Below are 17591 nucleotides of genomic sequence, written 5' to 3'. Positions count from 1 at the left end.
AGATGTGTATAAGAGACAGGCGCCGTGGGGGACAGGGACAAGAGCGCCAGCAATGCGCCCAGGGAGAGGGAGGAATTCATCAAGGTTCCTGGGTGGACGAGCGAGGGGGCAAGGCCCGTAGGGCCTTACGGCGGCCCGCTGCCGCTGATTGCAATCGATTTGCATGAACGCCCCCGCCCCCCCACGCGCCCCGGGGCCGGGCTATCCTTTCGCGCCATGACTGTGGAGGTCTGGATGGCGGCCCGCCCCACGGGAGGGCGAGCGGGAGGACGGCTTTGCTTGCGCCCCGGGTCCGGGTTGCGTAGCGATGGCGCCAGGACCCGTGCACGGTCCCCGCGCGCATGAAGCTCTCCCTCGCCACCCGCATCTTCCTGGGCTACGCGGTGGTGCTCGTCACCTTCGGCCTGGTGTCGCTGTTCAGCGTGGCCGAGCTGCACCGGAACCGGCTGGAGATACGGCTGGTGAGCCAGGGCTACCTCCAGCTCTCCCAGGACGCGGCGGAGATGGAGATGAACCACGCCAACCAGCAGCGCCACACCGCGCGCATGCTGGAGGAGGACAGCGCGGAGATCCGCCGCGCCATCATCCGGCTGGCCCGCGTCTACGTCCCCACGGCCTTCATCTCCCAGCGCCTGGCGGCCACGCGCGAGCGCGCCTCGCAGCTGCGCGACATGGCCCCCGAGAGCGAGATTCCCTTCATCGGTGAACTGGAGGCCCGGCTCGCGGAGCTGGACTCGCGCTACCAGGAGTACGGCCGCGCGGCGGAGAGCGTATTCGACGCGTTCAGCACCCAGGCGCCGGACAAGGCCGCGGTGGACCGCGCCACCGCGGACGTGCTCACCATGGAGGACGCCATCGGCCGCGAGCTGCGGCTCCTGCGCCTGTCCCTGTCCAACCGCATCCGCGAGCGCGTGGACGGCGCCGAGGAGCGCGAGCGCCAGACGGGCATCGCCATCATCAGCCTCTCGGTGGCCGCCATCCTCCTGGGCCTGGGCGCCACGGCGTGGTCGGCCCGCACGCTGCGCCCGGTGCGCACGCTCATCGAGGGCGTCTCGCGCATCGGCAAGGGCGACTACAGCGCGCAGCTGGGCGTGCGCGGACACGACGAGGTGGCCGTGCTCGCGCGCGAGTTCGACCAGATGGCCCGCTCGCTCCAGGCCCGCGAGGCGCAGATAAAAGCCCAGGCGGAGGCCCTGATGCGCGCCGAGCAGCTCGCCGCCGTGGGCCGCGTCTCCGCGCAAATCGTCCACGAGGTGCGCAACCCCCTCTCCTCCATCGGCCTCAACGTGGAGCTGCTCGGGGACGCCGTGGAGCGCGCCACCTTCCCCACCCCCGACGAGTCCGGCGAGGTGAGAGATCTGCTCTCCGCCGTCACGCGGGAGGTGGACCGGCTGGCGGACGTCACCGAGCACTACCTGCGCATGGCCCGCCCCCAGCGGCCCGATTTGGACCCGCGCGACGTGACGGCGGTGCTGGACGGCGTGCTGGACTTCTCCCGCGAGGAGCTGACGCGCGCGGGGGTGGAGGTGGTGCGCGAGTTCGCCCCCACCACGCCCCCGGTGCTCGCCGACGAGGGGCAGCTGCGCCAGGTGTTCCTCAACCTGCTGCGCAACAGCCGCGAGGCGATGCCCCACGGCGGCCAGCTCACCATCGCCACCCGCCCCGTGGAGCAGGACGTGGAGGTGACGGTCAAGGACACCGGCCAGGGGATGACGGAGGAGGTGCGACAGCACCTGTTCGAGCCGTTCTTCACCACCAAGGAGGGCGGCACCGGCCTGGGGCTCGCGGTGAGTCAGCAAATCCTCCAGGCCCACGGGGGCTCGCTCTCCTGCCAGAGTATTCCCGGCCAGGGGACGGCCTTCGTGTTAAGGCTTCCTCGCGCATGAGCTTCACACCGTATCGGGACGTGCTGCCCTCCGGGCTGCGCGTCGTCACCGTCGAGACGCCCCACCTCCACACCGCCCTGCTCGCCATCTACGTCCGCACCGGCAGCCGGCACGAGACGCCCGCCAACAACGGCGTCAGCCACTACCTGGAACACCTGTTCTTCCGGGGCAGCGAGAGCTGGCCGGACACGGTGCGGATGAACGCGGCCGTGGAGGAGGTCGGCGGCAACCTCAACGGCGTCACCACCCGGGATCACGGCTACTACTACACGCCCCTGCACCCGGCGCACCTGCGCGTGGGCATGGACATCCTGGGCGACATGCTCACCCGCCCCCGCCTCACGGACATGGAGGTGGAGCGGCAGATCATCCTCGAGGAGATGCTCGACGAGGTGGACGAGAAGGGCCGGGACATCGACCTGGACAACCTGTCCAAGCACCTGCTCTTCCCCCAGCACCCGCTGGCGCAGAAGATCGCCGGCACGCGCGACTCCGTCTCCGCGCTGAAGCACGCGCAGGTGCTGGAGCACTTCGCCCAGCACTACGTCACCGGCAACCTGGTCGTCACGGCCGCGGGCCGCGTGCGCCGCGAAGAGGTGCTGGAGCTGGCCGAGCGCGCCTTCGCCCACCTGCCGCGAGGCCCCGCCAGCTCCGAGACACCGCCGCCCCGCGGCGCGCCCGGGCCGCTGCTCCACTTCGTCACCCACGACGAGTCGCAGACGGAGTTCCGCCTCAACTTCCGCGCCGTGCCGGAGCAGCACGAGGACTACCCCGCGCTCCAGATTCTGCGCCGCGTGCTGGATGACGGCCTGTCCTCGCGGCTGCCGTTCGAAATCGTGGAGAAGCGGGGCCTGGCATACTCGGTCCACGCCTCGCTGGACGGCTACCACGACGCGGGCCTGTTCGAGGTGGAGGCCGCGAGCGCCCCGGAGAAGGCCTCGCAGGTGGTGGAGGAGTCCCTGCGGGTGATTGCCCAGCTGTGCGACACGGAGATTGGCGAGGAGGAGCTGAGCCGCGCCAAGCGCCGCCACCGGATGCTGCTGGAGTTCTCCCAGGACTCGCCGGGGGAGCTGGCCGGGTGGTTCGGCGGCACGGAGCTGTTCCGCACGCCGGAGACCTTCGACCACCGCGCGGACCTGGTGGACTCGCAGTCCGCAGCGAAGGTGCGCGAGGTGGCCCAGCGCTACTTCCGCCGCGACAACCTGACGGTGGTGGCGGTGGGCCAGCGCAAGGGCCTCAAGGCGCTGGAGCGCGTGGTGGCCGAGGCGCCGGGACTCCCCTGAGCCCCGGCGCCGCCGTCAGCGGCCGCCGCGGATGATGACGGGGCCGGAGGGCTTCTTCTTCGGCTTCGGCGCCATCGAGACCAGGGACTTCTTCACCTCCTGGTACTCGGCGTTGTCGGGCTCCTTCTGGAGCGCCTCGTCGATGAGCTTCATGGCCCGGGGCATCTGCGTCTGGAGCTGGGCGGAGAGCCGGGCCAGGGCGACCTTCTCCTCCAGGGAGGCCTCGCCCAGGTTGAGCATGCGCTCCAGCGACGAGAACGCGTCCACCTTGCGGTCCGTCTGGAGGTACAGCCGCCACAGCCGGGAGTGCACGGGCGCGAAGCGCGGCTCGGCGCTGAGCGCGAAGCGGTAGCTCTCCTCCGCGCCCTTCATGTCCTTGGCCTCCTCCTGCGCGCGGCCTCGCACGTAGAGGCCCCGGGCCAGCCGGGGGCGGAACGTGAGCGCGCGGTCCACCAGCGCCAGCGCGTCCGCGCGGCGGCCCTGCGCGAGCACCGTCTCCGCCATCCACGCCAGGGCCTCGGCGTTCTGCGGCTCGGCGTCGACCAGCGCCTTGAGCGCGACCTCGGCGTCCTTGGCGCGCCCTTGCGCGAGCAGCGCGCGGGCCCTCAGGGTGACGACGTCCGCGCGCTGGGCGTCCTTGCCCTCCACGGCCTGCAGGTCGGCCTCGGCCATCTGCGGCACGCCGCTGACCAGGAAGTAGCGGGCGCGAAGCAGGCGCGCGGCGGTGTGCGAGGGGTTCTGCTGGAGCAGCCGGTCCATGAGGTTGGCGGCGAGCAGCTCGTCGCCCTTCATGAGGAGGACCTCCGCCTCCACCGCCTTGGCCTCCGGGTCGTCCGGGCTGTCGCGCAGCACGCTGTTCAGCGTGGTGAAGGCCTCGTCAATCTGCCCCTCGCGGGCCTGGAAGCGCGCCAGGTCCAGGATGTCCTGCTCCTGGAGGAGGCCCGAGTCTCGCAGCGTCACGAGGATGGCCAGGGCCTCCTGGGTGTTGCCGTTGCTGCGGTACAGCTCGGACAGCTGTTTCTGGATGGACGGGTCCGTGCCGGGGATGAGGGCCTCGGCCTGCTTGAGGGACATGATGGCCGCGCCCATGTTGTTGTTCATGAGGTGGGCTTCGGCCATCAGCAGGAAGGGCTCGGCGCTGTCGGGCGCGGCGGTGGCGGCGCGCTTGAGGGCGTTGAGCGCGGCGGCGGGCTGTCCGCTGGCCAGCTGGACGCGGGCCTCGCCCAGGGCGCTCTGGGCTTGTTGAGCCCGTTTCTGGACGGCCGCGGCCTCGGGCTCCTTGCAGGCAAGGGGGAGGAGGAGCGCCAGCGTCCACGGCAGGTTTCGTTTTCTCCAGGGCATCGCTGAGCCGGAGGGTAGCGGATGTTATCCTCCCTCGTCGATGGACCCATTCGTTCGGCGCCTCGTGGAGAGGCTCCATGACCCCAGCAAGCCGCTGTCGCGCAACCGGCACTTCCACACGTTCGACACCCCCGAGGGGCGTCTGGCGCTGAAGGTGTTCCGGCGGCTGCGCAGCCTGCAGAAGGACATCCTCGCCTGCCGGGCGGAGGGGCGGCGGGCGCGCATCTTCCGTCGCGTCAACCCGGAGGGAGAGCACCGCATCGAGCTGACGATGGAGCGCGTCAGCGGCAAGCGCGTCTCCGTCCTCCAGACGGCCGAGCTGGAGCTGCTCTCCGCCCTGCCCGGCGTCCGTGAGGCGCTGGAGATACTGGACGAGGCCGCCTGAGCTGCGCGGCCCCGTCCGGCGAATCGTGGATTCTACGTAGTGCGGGCTAGTCCTTCGTGCAGACGACGTCGTCGACCTGGAGGTGGTCGCGATCGGCCTCGCTGCGGCTCGGGTAGAAGAACAGGCGCCAGTCGCGCACGTTGCCGGTGAACTTGAAGAACACCGGCTGCCAGGCATCGCTGTCCACCAGGATGAAGTCCGTCTGCGGGCTCCAGCCGGCGCTCGAGTAGACGCGGTGGCGCAGGGTGCCGTGGCCCCTCACCCGGTACGAGCAGGAGTAGTTGCCGCTGGGGACGTTGAACTTCTCCAGGGAGAAGCGCTCGGCCACCTGGATGGGGACGACGAACTGGAGCGCCGTCGTGCCGCCGTGCACCGCGGCCGTATAGGGCTGCAGCCGCGAGGCGCGAATCTCCGTGCCCGGGTCCGCGATGCCGTTGTCCAGGCCGTACCAGTAATCGGGGATGAGGTGATTGCCCTGGTAGGGGATGGAGTAGACGTTCCAGCTCTCGAAGCCGCCGTTGCGGATGATGTTCGAGGCGTGGTCCGCGGGCACGCAGCGCCTGGTGGCCGAGTCACACGCGGGCAGCGCGCCCACGCAGTCGTACGTGGTGAAGCAGGCGCCGGGGGCCAGCTCGCACACGCCGGAGGTCGGGTTGCAGGTGGTCGCGGGGTTGGAGCACGTGACGCCCGCGCACGGGTCACCCGGGATGCACTGGTGCGTGGAGAGCTGGCAGACGGGAGTCTCGGGCGTGCCGGCGCAGTCGGCGTGGCGGACGCAGCGGTCCTCGGCCGTCACGCAGGTGTTGTTGGCGTCGCAGGCCTGCCACTCGTCGCAGTCGACGGTGTCGTAGCAGCGGCCCGCGAGCGGCTCGCACGTCACGGTGGTGTTGTCGCACTTCGCCCAGGGCTCGCACGTCACGGTGTCACACGGCTGGGGAGCGCGCGTGCAGCGCACGTCGTCGAGGGTCAGGTGCTCACCGCTGGTGTTGCGGATGCTGAAGATGAGCTCGAAGGTGTCGAAGACGTCGCCGGCGAGGTTGAACGTGTACGTCAGCTGCCGCCACGTGGCGGTGTCGACGGAGGTGTAGCCGGTGTAGCTGGAGTAGTCGTCGTCGAAGAAGGCGTTGCGGATCTCACCGGTGCCACGCACCTGGTAGGTGCAGGTGTAGCGGCCCGCGGGCAGCGTCATCGCCGCGGTGGTGAAGCGGCGGTGCGTGGACGAGGCGTTCGTCAGGCGGGCCGCGTTCGAGCCCTCGAACGCGCCGCTCGTCACCTTCTGCACGTCGCTGCCGGCGAGGTTCGACTTGCTGCCGAGCCACGCGTCGGGCAGCGAGCCGGACCAGGCCTCGAAGCCCCAGTTCGTGATGACGCTCGCCACGGGCGGCTCGCCCCCCGCGTCCGGAGTGCCGCCACCGGCGTCGGGCGTCTCGCCGCCCGCGTCGGGCGTCCCGGCGTCCGACGGCTCGTTGCCCGCGTCGGGCGTTCCGGCGTCCGACGGCTCGTTGCCCGCGTCGGGCGTTCCGGCGTCCGACGGCTCGTTGCCCGCGTCGGGCGTCCCGGCGTCCGACGGCTCGTTGCCCGCGTCGGGAAGCTCCCCCCCCGCGTCTGGCGTCTCGTTGCCCGCGTCGGCGGGCTCGTTGCCGGCATCCGGCGTCACGCCCGCGTCGGGGAGCTCACCACCGGCGTCGGGGATTTCGCCACCCGCGTCGGGGATTTCTCCCCCCGCATCCGGAAGCTCGCCGCCCGCGTCGGGGATTTCGCCGCCCGCATCCGGAAGCTCACCGCCGGCATCCGGCGTCCCACCCCCCGCGTCGGGAAGGTCGCCTCCCGAGTCCGGCGCTCCTCCCCCCGAGTCGGGTGTCCCGTTGCCCGAGTCCGGCACGTTGTGCCCGGCATCAGGAACCACCACCACTGGATCCGAATCACCATCACCGCAGGCGACCATCAGGACCAGCAGCGAAGTCAAACACACCCGAACCAACGTCAAAGCGAGCCTCCGGTTTCAAAAATCCAGGCTCCTCGTACCACACTTCGCGCCCACTCCCCGGTGGCGCCCCAGTCACAGGCCGCCCCTCGCGCCTGTTTCACGGATTGAAAGAATCTGACGCGACGAGGGGTGTCGATGACACCCTGATCGATTCCACCCCTACAGAACCTGGACCTGGTCCGCGCCAGCCCCACCAGCCCGCGCGCGCCCAGGGCCCGGACCTCGAAGGAGCTGAGCGCGGGCCCCGATGGCGGCTGCGCCCCCTTCTTCCATCAACGCTGGAGATAGACGCCCGCGGACAGCCCCTGCTTGACGTTGCGGCTCACCTCGTCGGCGAGCACCTCGTCCTGGCCCGCCTCGATGGCATCCAGCGTCTGGCGCACCACGTCCGCGGGGCTCGACTTCGGCGCGGTGACCTTGTGGGCCATGTCCGTGTCCATGTACCCGACATGCAGGGCCACCACCTGCGTCTTCTGCGCGGCCAGCTCCTTGCGAAGCCCGTTGGTCAGCGCCCACGCGGCGGCCTTCGAGGCGCTGTAGCTGGCCGACCCCGGGAAGGCCACCCAGCTGAGCACCGAGAGCACGTTGAGGATGGCACCACCGCCGTTCCTCGCCAGCACGGGCGCGAAGGCGCTGCTCGTCGCCAGCGGGCCCAGGTAGTTCGTCTCCAGCTCGGCCCGAGCGGCGGCCAGCGCGTCCTGCCCCAGCAGGCTCGTGCCCTTCAGGATGCCCGCGTTGTTGATGAGCAGCGACACGTCGCCCGCCTCGCGGACCAGCGCCTCCAGTTGCTCGGGCCGGGTGACGTCCAGGCGGACCGGGACCACGCCCGGGATGTCCACGCTCGAAGGCTCCCGCGCCGCCGCGTACACCTTGCGAGCCCCCCGCTCCAACAGCGCCTGCGCGAACGCACGCCCCAACCCACGATTGGCGCCAGTAACCAGGGCAACCGCATTCTTCATCTGCATGACCCGACTCCCGTGTGACGAGAACCCTTCGACCACCATATGATAAGCATAATATTGCGGCCCATGGCTTTCACGGCAAAGCGCAGCCCCCGGGCGAGCGCCCACGAGGAGGACCGCGTCTGCGTGTCGGGTCATCACGGCTGAACGACGAAAAGAGAGCCCCCTCGCGGAGGCCCTCCGAGCACACCCGGGAAGGGCGCGCCTCGATTCAGTGCGTCTCGACGTAGATCTGGTCCAGCGTCGGGCTGAGGCCCTGGTTCTGGACATACAGACGCGCGCCGGGCCAGGCGCAGTTCAGGCTCGTGGGATAGACCTGATTCGGCGCCAGGAGGATGGAGATGTTGTTGCCGCCGCAGTACGCGTTGAAGCGCGTGGACCGCGTCGAGGACATGTTCCGCACATAGAACGGCGTCACACCGAACAGCCAGGTCGAGAAGTCACGCGTCTGCCCCCCCGCGATGAACGCGCTCTCCACGGCCTGCGTCGTTTCTCCCATCTGCGCATCCTGGGCAGCCTCTTCCGGCGTGTACTCCCCACCGCAGCCGACCACCAGCAGAGACACCACTCCCACGACTCCCAGAGTCTTGCACAACGTCATGACTTCCCCCTCATAGTGAGTTGCCTCCTGGGTTGGAGGCGGGCTCTGTGTATAAGTACTTGCACGCAATGTAAATGGTGCATTCGCGACACCGCGTGAGTCTATTTCGAGGGGATGATTGCCATTGCCCGTGCTGTGACACGACGGGTTACGGTCGGGTGCGGGGCGACCCGGCGCCGCCCGATGTCTGTGAATACGCTCCGGGCCCGGCATCAGGCCCGGAGCGAGGTGCTCACTCCGGCGGTCCGCGCCTCGGCGGAGGCTCGTGCTTCATGCGCGCGTATTCCTCGTCCGTGAAGACGCGGCTTCGCGTGAGGAAGCGGACGCCCAGCGGGGACTCGACGCTGAAGCCCGCGCCCCTCCCCGGCACCACGTCCAGCGTCAGGTGGGTGTGCTGCCAGAGCTCGAACTGCGCGCCGCCGATGTAGACGGGGCAGCCCTCGACCTCTCCCAGGAAGACGTCCCGCTGACCGATGCGGAACTCCTTGAGCGGGTAGCACATGGGCGCGCTGCCGTCGCAGCAGCCGCCGGACTGGTGGAACATCAGCGGCCCATGCGTGGCACGCAGGGAGCGGATGACCGCGGCGGCCTCGGGCGTCACCGCCACCCGGGCCACCGTGGAGTCCGCCTGCCCACCCGCGCCGGGCCCGGCACGGGTGTCACTCATCAGAAGAACCCCATCGCCTTCGGGCTGTAGCTGACGAGCAGGTTCTTGGTCTGCTGGTAGTGGTCCAGCATCTTGCGGTGCGTCTCCCGGCCGATGCCCGACTGCTTGTAGCCGCCGAACGCCGCGTGCGCCGGGTACAGGTGGTAGCAGTTGGTCCACACGCGCCCCGCCTCGATGGTGCGCCCCGCGCGGTAGGCCGTGTTCGTGTCGCGCGTCCACACGCCCGCGCCCAGGCCGTACAGCGTGTCGTTGGCGATGCGCATCGCGTCGTCGAAGTCCTTGAACGTGGTGACGCTCACCACCGGTCCGAAGATCTCCTCCTGGAAGACGCGCATCTTGTTGTGGCCCTGGAACACCGTGGGCGCCACGTAGTAGCCGTCCTTGAGGTCGCCGGGCAGGCTCACGCGCTCGCCGCCGGTGAGCACCTTGGCGCCCTCCTTCTTGCCGATGTCGATGTAGCCGAGGATCTTCTCCAGCTGGTCGTTCGACGCCTGCGCGCCCAGCTTCGTGTCGGTGTCCAGCGGGTTGCCCGGGCGCACCTTCTTCACGCGCTCCAGCGCGCGCTCGATGAACTGCGAGTAGATCTTCTCGCCCACCAGCGCGCGCGACGGGCACGTGCAGACCTCGCCCTGGTTCAGCGCGAACATGGAGAAGCCCTCCATCGCCTTGTCCAGGAAGTCGTCGTCGTGCGCCATCACGTCGTCGAAGAAGATGTTCGGGCTCTTGCCGCCCAGCTCCAGCGTCACCGGGATGAGGTTCTCGCTCGCGTACTGGAGGATGAGCCGGCCCGTCGTCGTCTCACCCGTGAAGGCCACCTTGGCCACGCGGGGGCTGCTGGCCAGCGGCTTGCCCGCCTCGATGCCGAAGCCGTTGACGACGTTGAAGACGCCCTCGGGCAGGAGGTCCTGGATGAGCTCGGTGAGCACCAGGATGCCCACGGGCGTCTGCTCCGCGGGCTTGAGCACCACGCAGTTGCCCGCCGCCAGCGCCGGCGCCACCTTCCACGCCGCCATCAGGATGGGGAAGTTCCAGGGGATGATCTGCCCCACCACGCCCAACGGCTCGTGGAAGTGGTAGGCCACGGTGTCGTGGTCCAGCTCGCCCACCGTGCCCTCCTGCGCGCGGATGCAGCCGGCGAAGTAGCGGAAGTGGTCGATGGCCAGCGGCAGGTCCGCGGCGAGCGTCTCGCGGACCGGCTTGCCGTTGTCCCAGGACTCCGCCACCGCGAGCACCTCCAGGTTCTGCTCCATCCGGTCGGCGATCTTCAGCAGGATGTTGGCGCGCGCCGTGGGCGACGTGCGGCCCCAGGACACCCGCGCCGCGTGCGCGGCGTCCAACGCCAGCTCGATGTCCTCCGCCGTGGAGCGGGCAACCTCACAGAAGACCTGGCCCGTCACGGGCGTGATGTTCTCGAAATACTGGCCACGCTTCGGCTCGACCCACCGACCGCCGATGAAGTTCTGGTAGCGGGACTTGAACTTCACCTTCGAGCCGGGCTGGTTGGGGGCGGCGTAGATCATGGACGCTCTCCTTGCGGGTGGCGCTGCGGGTGGAAGCGCTCCGCCCCAGAGCAGCCCCCGTGCCACTCACCCGCCCCGCCGACGTCGCGCCGCGTCGTGTCCCGCGATGCGACACTCCCGGCGGACACACGTGGCGCATCCCGCGACAGTGTCGCGCCCAGGGTGTCCCACGCCTCGCTGGAATGTTCTGGAGTGGCTGTGAGCGACGGGCCCGTCGGGCGTCAGGATGTGCGGTGGATGGCCGCGACCTCGGCGCTCATGAGCGAGGCGGCAGCACCAGCCCGAAGCGCTCCACCATGCGGTAGAGCGTGCTGCGGGCAATCCCGAGCAGCCGAGCCGCGCGCGCCACGTTCCCACCGCTGCGCGACAAGGCCTCGAGGATGGCGTTCGCCTCCACCTCTCGAAGCCCCGTGGGGCCTGCGGGCTCGGCGCGTGAAGCCGCGAAGGGCTCGGCTCCCGGCATACGCCCTGGCGCGGAGCGCGATGCGTGCCGAGGCTCGACCTGCATCGGCGTCACGGGAGCACGCTCCGGCTCGGAGCGCGATGCGAAGCCAGGCTCGTCCTGGCGGGGCGACCTCGGTGCCCGCACCTCCTCGGAGCGCGCTGTGCAGTCAGACTCGCCATGGCGGGGCGACCTCGGTGCCCGCACCGCCTCGGAGCGCGATGCGAAGCCAGGCTCGTCCTGGCGGGGCGACCTCGGTGCCCGCTCCTCCTCGGAGCGCGCTGTGCGGTCAGACTCGCCATGGCGTGGCGACGTCGACGCCCACCCTGCATCGGAGCGCGATGCGAAGCCATGCGCGACATCCATCGGCGACGCGGGAGCGAATCCCGGCGCTGAGCGCGATGCGGGCCCGGCCTCCACGGGCACGGGCGCGCGCCCCAGCTCCGGCGGCAACGCGGACACCTCGATGACGGGCGCCCCATCCGCGCGGACCAGCGCCAGGCGCAACACCGTCTTCAGCTCCCGCACGTTCCCCGGCCACCGGTGCGCGCACAGCCTCGCGAGCGCCGCCGCGGACAACGTGCTCGGAGGATGGCCTCCCTCGCTCGCGAGCTGACGCAGCAGCACCTGCGCCAGCTCCGGCAGGTCCTCCCGCTCGCGCAGCGGAGGCAAGCGCAGGAGCGCCCCCTGGAGCCGGTAGTACAGGTCCTGCCGGAACGCCCCCGAGCGCACCGCCGCCCCCAGGTCCCGACACGTCGCGCAGACAAGCCGGAAGCGCGAGTGCCTCACGCGCGACTCCCCGACGCGCGAGTACCCACCGTCCTCCAGCACGCGCAGCAACATCACCTGCAGCGCCGCGGGCATCTCCGCCAGCTCATCCAGGAACAACGTCCCACCATCCGCCGCCGCCAGCTTCCCCTCCGCGCCCTGCGAGCGCGCCCCCGTGAACGCGCCGGGAGCATGGCCGAACAGCTCGCTCTCCAGCAGCGCGGCGGACAGCGCGCCACAGTTGACCGCCACGAACGGCCCGGAGGCCACCGCGCTCGCCGCATGCACCGCGCGCGCGAGCAGCTCCTTGCCCGTGCCCGTCTCCGACAGCAACAACACCGGCACCGACGTGGGCGCGAACCGGGCAGCCTCTCGCAGCGTCGCGCGATGCGCGGCGTCGCTGCCCTTCAATTCGGACCAGACATCCTTTTCGAAGCGGGCATCCACGGAGGCCCGAGTCGTCCGCGCCTGCGCCCGCGTCAGTCGGGGCTCCAGCCGCACCAGCACCGCGAGCGCCGACTCCCCATCCCCCTCCCCCACCGCCTCCGGATGCACGCGCCAGCTCGCGCCCGTGTCACGGTGGCTCGCCTCCAGGACCTGCCCGCGCAGCGCCGCGTCCTTCAACGTCCGCCACGACAGCCCGAGCACCCGCCCCGGAGACACCTCCTCGGAAGCCGACTCCACGCCGAACAGCGCGCGCGCCGCCCCATTGAGCCGCCGCACCCGCCCCGGTGACTCGACGAGCAGCACCGGCCCATCCTCGCGAGCCAGCCGCGCCTCCAGCCCACCGCGCGCCGCCGCCGCCACCCGCGCCCAGGCGACCTCGCGCAGCCGCGCCTCCGCCGAGTGCGCGATGCTCGCCACGGCCACCAGCACCAACGGGTCCGCGCCACCCGCCGGGCCCGTGACGTCCAGCACGCCGAGCACCTCGCCGAACGGGTCTCTCACCGGCGCCGCGTAGCAGACGAGCCCATGGTGCCGCTGCGCATAGTGCGCCGCTCCCACCACGGCCACCGCCGAGGACTCCGCCAGCGCGGTGCCGATGGCGTTCGTTCCGCGGGACATCTCGTCCCAGCAGGCCCCCGCCACCAGGCGCACGTAGTCCGCATGGCCCGCGAAGTCTCCGCCCGAGCTGCGCGTGGCCAGGATGACGCCTTCCCGGTCCGCCAGGAGCGCCACCCGCCCCGAGGGCAGCGGCGCGGCGGCGAGCACGTCCAGCATGTCCCGGACCTCGTGCCACACCGGCTCCAGCCGGGCCCGCCGCTCCACGAGCGCGAGTCCCCCGACGCTGGGTCCCTCGTCCGGCAGGCCCGTACTCGGGGCCCCGAGCGCCCGGGAGCGCTGCCAGCGTGAGAGGATGGGGGGCGGCTCCGGAACAGCGCCCCCGTCCTCGTCGAGCGCCCCGACGAGGAACTGCTCCCACAGGTGCGCCGAGGCGCTGAGCGTGAGCGTTCCCATGGGGCTGATTATTCGGTCATGCCCCACACCGTCGGCAACCCATGACCTTCCCGAAGTCGCGCTCGCGAACCGACGCGGTGCGGCGTCCGGGAAGGCCTGGGTCCCCACCACCCGACCTAGTTGTCGGTGGCGTCCTCGATCTTGTCGCCCGCCTCCTCGGCGGCGTCCTTGACCGCGTCGCCCGCGTCCTCGGCGGCGTCCTCGGTCTTCTCCGCGGCGCGCTCGGCATCGTTCTTCGCGCTCTCACGCGTGTTGCGGTGGCATCCCACGCCGAACGTCATGGCCCCCAGCACCGCGACCAGCAGCAGCTTCTGCACCGTCGTCTCCTGTCGTGACGACACCGGGACGTCCGCCCCGGCGTCGAATGGTGCGCGGGAAGCTAGTCACGACCCGCCGGCTGCCAAGTGCTCACTGGCAACCCTTCGCGTCAGAAGGTGCAGTACCCGTTCGTACCGCACGTCCCCTGGAGCCCCTCGCAGACGCAGTTCCAGTCCCCCCCGCAGCGCATGCCGGGGCACACCTGGGGCGTGGGCCCACCTCCGCCTCCACCGCCGCCCGGGTCCGGGTACGTGTACACGCAGTAGTTGTTCTCGCAGACCGCCGTGAGGGCCTCGGGGCAGTTCCACGCACAAACCCAGTCATCGCCGCAGCGGGCGCGCCCGCACGTGAGCAGCGAGGCCCCGGTCTCCTCGTCACAAGCCAGGGCCTGCTCCTCGGGAGACTCGGCCCCCGCGACGAAGGCGAAGGACAACAACACAGCGACGACCCACGGATACGACGCGCGACGAGAGGACATGCTCGGCTCCTTCGGTTGAACCGCGTTCGACGACGACAGCACGGGCTTCAGGGCGTGGCGCCCACCACCGGCTCGGCGCCAGCGAGCCACCCGGCGACGGCCTCCGCATCCAGGGACTCCATCTCATCGAGCCGCTGTGACTTCGAGCAGCGCACGCCCCCATCGCTCTTCAGCGCCAGCGGGTCTCTCGCGAACACCATGAACCCGGTCTCACCGCCGGGCGCCACGCGCGACACCACGTAGTGGTTCTCCGAGGCCGCGCGCGTCTCCGGGTCCTGGAGCAGATATCTGGGAATGTCCGCGAGGGGCGTCCCCGCCTCCAGTCGCGCCACCGCCGCGTGGCACAGGCCCCGCGAGTTCCACGCGCTCTCCATCCTCCAGCGCGGCCACGTGCCGCGCACCAGGGCCTCGCGTCCCGCCATCAACCAGCCCACGTGATGGCCGATGCCCACCGACGCCATCGTCGCGCCGAAGAACAGCACCAGGAGCAGCAGCAGCGACACGCTCCAGCGCACGCGCCACGCCTCCGCGCGCTCCGGCTGGAGCTGACGCCAAAGCCACCGCAGGAACAGGTGCGAGCCCACCGCGAGAATCCCCGCCACGAGCAGCGCCTCGCCGATGGCGCCCCACCGGAACGTCACCGACGGGCCCACGCTCTTGAGGAAGCCCAGCCACCCGAAGGCGAGCAGGAAGGGCACCTGCAGCACCCAGGACTGACCGATGAAGAGGAAGAACACCATCGTCAGGAGGAAGGTCCCCATCAGGACCTTCTTGAAGAGCTTCATGGCGAACCTCCCAGCACCAGCGCGCGGTGGATGTCACCGATGGGCATCCGTCGGATGTCTCCATCCGTGAAGAGCACCCAGCGCTCCTTGCCGAACAGGCCCGGCTCGTACGCCAGCGGCGCGGAGGGCGCGTCCGCCTTCTGTCCTCCCACGTAGATGAAGTGCAGCCCGGAGTCCCCCAGCACCTTCCAGCGCGCGGCCGGCAGCTCCGTGCCCAGGTCGTTCAGCGGGAAGGCGCCGCCATTCGCCTGGGCATGCGCCCACAGCGCCGTGCGCAGCTCCTCCAGTCGCTGGCGCCGGGCCTGTGACACCAGCTCCGTGTCGGCGGGGAGCTTCGCCTGCGTGAGCTGGTACGTGGCGCCCGTCTTCTCCCAGGCCCCCGGCGTCATCAGCTCGCGTCCGCCGGCAATCATCGACAGGACGAGCTGGAGGGCCAGCCCCACCAGGAACACCAGCGCGAGCGCCGCGCCATAGCCGAGCCTCGGCAGCCGGGGCACGTCGCGCCGCAGCCGGTTCCACAGCGCCCACACGCCCGCGGACACCAGCAGGAAGACGGCGATGAAGAAGGAGATGGCCTCCAGCCGCTGCTCGGCGAGCTCGGTGAGCAGGAAGTTCGGCATGCCGGCCAGGGCCACCGACGGGCTCAGCGCGGACAGGAGGGCAAGGAGTCGCGGGCGCACGGCCGCCAGTCTGCCCCGCCTGCCCGGCCGGAATCCAACCAGGGGGCCGGGCCATTGCAGCGTCCGGCGCCCGGGGCATCACCCACGAGGCTCACCGCGTTGAACCCAAGGGCACACGCGAGACGGGGTGACATCCACCCCACGGGAGGGGCTGGCGATGCGGACATGGAAACCATCCTGGCGCTGGCTGCGCGCGGGCGGCGCGGGCACGCTGCTGGCCGTGGTCGGCTGCGCGACGGGGAGCGAGCAGTTCGGTCCGCAGGTGAAGGGCAGCTCCACCACGCTGAGCAGCAGCGTGTCCATCTACCGCGACCTGCTGTCACCCCACGGAGACTGGTTCGAGGTCCCCGAGGTGGGCTGGGTCTGGAAGCCGTACGAAGAGCAGGTCGGCCGCGACTTCGTGCCCTACGCCAGCTTCGGACAGTGGCGCCTGAGCGACTGGGGCTGGACGTTCGACACCGATTTGGAGTGGGGCTGGGCGGCCTTCCACTACGGCCGCTGGTTCGTGACGCCCGCGCACGGCTGGGTGTGGTGGCCCGACGACGAGTGGGCGCCCTCCTGGGTGGACTGGCGCTGGGGGGACGGCCACATCGGCTGGCAGCCCCAACCCGTGCCCGGGCAGCAGGTCAGGCGCCCGTGGACCTTCGTGGCGTCGAGCGACTTCGTGAGCCCCGACGTCAGCCGCTTCCTGGTGCCGCCGGACCAGGAGGCCACGCTCGTGAGCAAGACGCAGCCCGTGGGCGAGCGGGTGATGGGGCGCACGGGGCAGTGGAACGCGGGGCCCACCGGCGAGGAGGTCGCGCAGGTGCTCGGCGAGCCCGTGCCGCGCACCGGGCCGCTCGCGCCGCCCACGGGGCAACCTCCGCTCACCGGCTCCTCCGCGTCACGCTGACGCGAGGGGACCGGACACGTGCTCCCGCGTCGCGACGGGCGCGAGGGCCGGCCGCCACGCGTCGCGGTAGCGCACCATCCGCCCCAGTGCCGGGTCCCACAGGTTCAGCCGCAGGCAGCCGAGGATGTCGCGCGGGCTCAGCGTCGTGACGTGGGGCGCCTGCAGCTCGGGGATGGCGGCCATCGCCTCCGGCAGCCGGTAGAACGGGATGCGCGGGTTGAGGTGGTGCACGTGGTGGTAGCCGATGTTGCCGGTGAACCACGCCATCACCTTGCCGCAGCGCAGGTAGCTGGAGGCCTCCAGCGCCGCGTCCGCGTGCGTCCAGTCGGACTCCGGCAGCAGGTTCACCTGGTCGAAGTTGTGCTGCGAATAGAACAGGTACGTGCCCAGCGCGTACGCGAGCACCAGCGGCACCAGGAAGGCGACGAGGTACACCGCCGGCCCGAAGAAGACGCACAGGCCCACCGACAGCGCGAGGTGGACGAAGAGCGCCAGCCCCGACGTCCAGTAGCGCTTCGGGTCCTTCACGAAGGGCACCAGGCACAGGCTGTAGAGGAACGCCGTGAAGTAGCCCAGGAGGATGGTCACCGGGTGGCGCTCCACGCGGTAGCCCAGCCGCTGCCAGCCGGAGGCCTGACGCCACTGCTCGGTGGTCCACGTGACGAAGGTGCCCGCCGAGTCCGCGGCGATGCGCGCCGTGTTCGCGTGGTGGTGGTTGTGCGTGTCGTTCCAGATGCGCGCGGGCGTGAGCGTCAGGATGCCCTGCGCGTGGAACAGCACCTTCGCCCACTTCGACGTCGGCAAGAGCGCGCCGTGCATCGCGTCGTGGAAGAGGATGAACGCGCGGATGAGGACGAGCGCCTCCAGCACCGCGCCCACCACCTTGAGGGGCCACCAGGGCGCGGCCACCGCCAGCGTCACCGCCGCCGCGAGCGCGGCATAGGTGGCCACCACGTTCCATCCCGAGCGCGCCACGTCCTGCGTGGCGAAGGGACGGGTCCTTGCGATGAGCTCCTTGCTCGAGAGCGGCGCGGCGCGGTCCATGGACGGAGGGCTCCTGACAGGGGTGTGGCCGGCGCGAACACGCCGGAGTCGATGAGCCCGCTTGTCTCATCGCCATGTCACGCGTGAGTCAGCC

The 17591-nt window shown here is 70.8% G+C and carries 16 protein-coding genes; 4 read left to right on the top strand and 12 right to left on the bottom strand.

Translation table 11 applies throughout. The features are described 5' to 3' along the window. Nucleotides 1–341: 341 nt before the first annotated feature. Entirely contained in the window at nucleotides 342–1886 is a 1545-nt protein-coding gene (locus FL311_RS19520; protein WP_141326966.1) for a HAMP domain-containing sensor histidine kinase, read from the top strand. Continuing rightward, nucleotides 1883–3169: a pitrilysin family protein gene (locus FL311_RS19515; RefSeq protein ID WP_141326964.1), complete on the top strand. Its 1287-nt coding sequence runs from the start codon at nucleotides 1883–1885 to the stop codon at nucleotides 3167–3169. The genes FL311_RS19520 and FL311_RS19515 overlap by 4 nt, the downstream gene beginning before the upstream one ends. Before the next feature lie 15 nt (nucleotides 3170–3184). On the opposite strand, the gene FL311_RS19510 is transcribed toward FL311_RS19515, so the two are convergent. After that, nucleotides 3185–4510, bottom strand: coding sequence for a lipopolysaccharide assembly protein LapB (locus tag FL311_RS19510; protein WP_141326962.1), 1326 nt, complete (start codon nucleotides 4508–4510; stop codon nucleotides 3185–3187). A gap of 40 nt (nucleotides 4511–4550) precedes the next feature. Here FL311_RS19510 and FL311_RS19505 point away from each other — a divergent pair, with 40 nt between their 5' ends. Further along, nucleotides 4551–4895 carry a hypothetical protein gene (locus FL311_RS19505; protein WP_046715102.1) on the top strand — a complete coding sequence of 115 codons (345 nt, stop codon included), beginning with the start codon at nucleotides 4551–4553 and terminating at the stop codon, nucleotides 4893–4895. A 46-nt stretch (nucleotides 4896–4941) separates the two neighbouring features. Here the strand turns inward: FL311_RS19505 and FL311_RS19500 are convergent, their stop codons facing one another. From FL311_RS19500 to FL311_RS19450, 10 genes are all read right to left on the bottom strand, one after another. Then, on the bottom strand, nucleotides 4942–6840 hold the full coding sequence (locus FL311_RS19500) for an invertase recombinase-like protein (RefSeq protein WP_228556965.1): 1899 nt from the start codon (nucleotides 6838–6840) through the stop codon (nucleotides 4942–4944). A gap of 314 nt (nucleotides 6841–7154) precedes the next feature. Further along, nucleotides 7155–7847, bottom strand: coding sequence for an SDR family oxidoreductase (locus tag FL311_RS19495; RefSeq protein WP_141326959.1), 693 nt, complete (start codon nucleotides 7845–7847; stop codon nucleotides 7155–7157). 208 nt (nucleotides 7848–8055) lie between these two features. Then, nucleotides 8056–8412, bottom strand: coding sequence for a hypothetical protein (locus tag FL311_RS19490; RefSeq protein WP_223745579.1), 357 nt, complete (start codon nucleotides 8410–8412; stop codon nucleotides 8056–8058). 265 nt (nucleotides 8413–8677) lie between these two features. After that, complete coding sequence (locus tag FL311_RS19485; protein WP_141326954.1) at nucleotides 8678–9112, bottom strand: DUF779 domain-containing protein; 435 nt, start codon at nucleotides 9110–9112, stop codon at nucleotides 8678–8680. Then, nucleotides 9112–10632, bottom strand: coding sequence for an aldehyde dehydrogenase (gene adh, locus FL311_RS19480; protein ID WP_141326952.1), 1521 nt, complete (start codon nucleotides 10630–10632; stop codon nucleotides 9112–9114). The genes FL311_RS19485 and adh overlap by 1 nt, the downstream gene beginning before the upstream one ends. A gap of 256 nt (nucleotides 10633–10888) precedes the next feature. Then, nucleotides 10889–13300, bottom strand: a complete 2412-nt coding sequence (locus FL311_RS19470) for a sigma-54-dependent Fis family transcriptional regulator (RefSeq protein WP_228556964.1) — start codon at nucleotides 13298–13300, stop codon at nucleotides 10889–10891. A gap of 116 nt (nucleotides 13301–13416) precedes the next feature. After that, entirely contained in the window at nucleotides 13417–13641 is a 225-nt protein-coding gene (locus tag FL311_RS19465) for a YtxH domain-containing protein (protein WP_305036158.1), read from the bottom strand. Between the two features lie 86 nt (nucleotides 13642–13727). Further along, nucleotides 13728–14096, bottom strand: a complete 369-nt coding sequence (locus FL311_RS19460; RefSeq protein WP_141326950.1) for a hypothetical protein — start codon at nucleotides 14094–14096, stop codon at nucleotides 13728–13730. 47 nt (nucleotides 14097–14143) lie between these two features. Beyond that, nucleotides 14144–14881, bottom strand: a complete 738-nt coding sequence (locus FL311_RS19455; protein ID WP_141326948.1) for a hypothetical protein — start codon at nucleotides 14879–14881, stop codon at nucleotides 14144–14146. After that, nucleotides 14878–15561, bottom strand: a complete 684-nt coding sequence (locus FL311_RS19450) for a hypothetical protein (protein WP_141326946.1) — start codon at nucleotides 15559–15561, stop codon at nucleotides 14878–14880. Before FL311_RS19450 ends, FL311_RS19455 begins: the two co-directional genes overlap by 4 nt. A 157-nt stretch (nucleotides 15562–15718) precedes the next feature. On the opposite strand from FL311_RS19450, the gene FL311_RS19445 reads away from it, so the two are divergent. Next, nucleotides 15719–16453: a DUF6600 domain-containing protein gene (locus FL311_RS19445; RefSeq protein ID WP_141326945.1), complete on the top strand. Its 735-nt coding sequence runs from the start codon at nucleotides 15719–15721 to the stop codon at nucleotides 16451–16453. Here FL311_RS19445 and FL311_RS19440 read toward each other — a convergent pair. Beyond that, the gene (locus FL311_RS19440) at nucleotides 16445–17497 is read right to left on the bottom strand and encodes a fatty acid desaturase (protein ID WP_141326943.1); all 1053 of its coding nucleotides are present in this window, start codon (nucleotides 17495–17497) and stop codon (nucleotides 16445–16447) included. The two genes, FL311_RS19445 and FL311_RS19440, sit on opposite strands and share 9 nt — an antisense overlap. Nucleotides 17498–17591: the final 94 nt, after the last annotated feature.

The sequence above is a fragment of the Myxococcus sp. AB025B genome (assembly GCF_006518215.1).
Lineage (GTDB): Bacteria > Myxococcota > Myxococcia > Myxococcales > Myxococcaceae > Myxococcus > Myxococcus fulvus.
Note: the sequence above shows the minus strand (reverse complement) of the source record. Positions and strands in the feature narration are given on the sequence as shown.

Excerpts from the sequence above, each read along its gene's own strand:
- FL311_RS19520 (WP_141326966.1), top strand. The coding sequence starts at position 342 with ATGAAGCTCTCCCTCGCCACCCGCATCTTCCTGGGCTACGCGGTGGTG.
- FL311_RS19515 (WP_141326964.1), top strand. The coding sequence starts at position 1,883 with ATGAGCTTCACACCGTATCGGGACGTGCTGCCCTCCGGGCTGCGCGTC.
- FL311_RS19510 (WP_141326962.1), bottom strand. The coding sequence starts at position 4,510 with ATGCCCTGGAGAAAACGAAACCTGCCGTGGACGCTGGCGCTCCTCCTC.
- FL311_RS19505 (WP_046715102.1), top strand. The coding sequence starts at position 4,551 with ATGGACCCATTCGTTCGGCGCCTCGTGGAGAGGCTCCATGACCCCAGC.
- FL311_RS19500 (WP_228556965.1), bottom strand. The coding sequence starts at position 6,840 with ATGGTCGCCTGCGGTGATGGTGATTCGGATCCAGTGGTGGTGGTTCCT.
- FL311_RS19495 (WP_141326959.1), bottom strand. The coding sequence starts at position 7,847 with ATGCAGATGAAGAATGCGGTTGCCCTGGTTACTGGCGCCAATCGTGGG.
- FL311_RS19485 (WP_141326954.1), bottom strand. The coding sequence starts at position 9,112 with ATGAGTGACACCCGTGCCGGGCCCGGCGCGGGTGGGCAGGCGGACTCC.
- adh (WP_141326952.1), bottom strand. The coding sequence starts at position 10,632 with ATGATCTACGCCGCCCCCAACCAGCCCGGCTCGAAGGTGAAGTTCAAG.
- FL311_RS19470 (WP_228556964.1), bottom strand. The coding sequence starts at position 13,300 with ATGGGAACGCTCACGCTCAGCGCCTCGGCGCACCTGTGGGAGCAGTTC.
- FL311_RS19460 (WP_141326950.1), bottom strand. The coding sequence starts at position 14,096 with ATGTCCTCTCGTCGCGCGTCGTATCCGTGGGTCGTCGCTGTGTTGTTG.
- FL311_RS19455 (WP_141326948.1), bottom strand. The coding sequence starts at position 14,881 with ATGAAGCTCTTCAAGAAGGTCCTGATGGGGACCTTCCTCCTGACGATG.
- FL311_RS19445 (WP_141326945.1), top strand. The coding sequence starts at position 15,719 with ATGCGGACATGGAAACCATCCTGGCGCTGGCTGCGCGCGGGCGGCGCG.
- FL311_RS19440 (WP_141326943.1), bottom strand. The coding sequence starts at position 17,497 with ATGGACCGCGCCGCGCCGCTCTCGAGCAAGGAGCTCATCGCAAGGACC.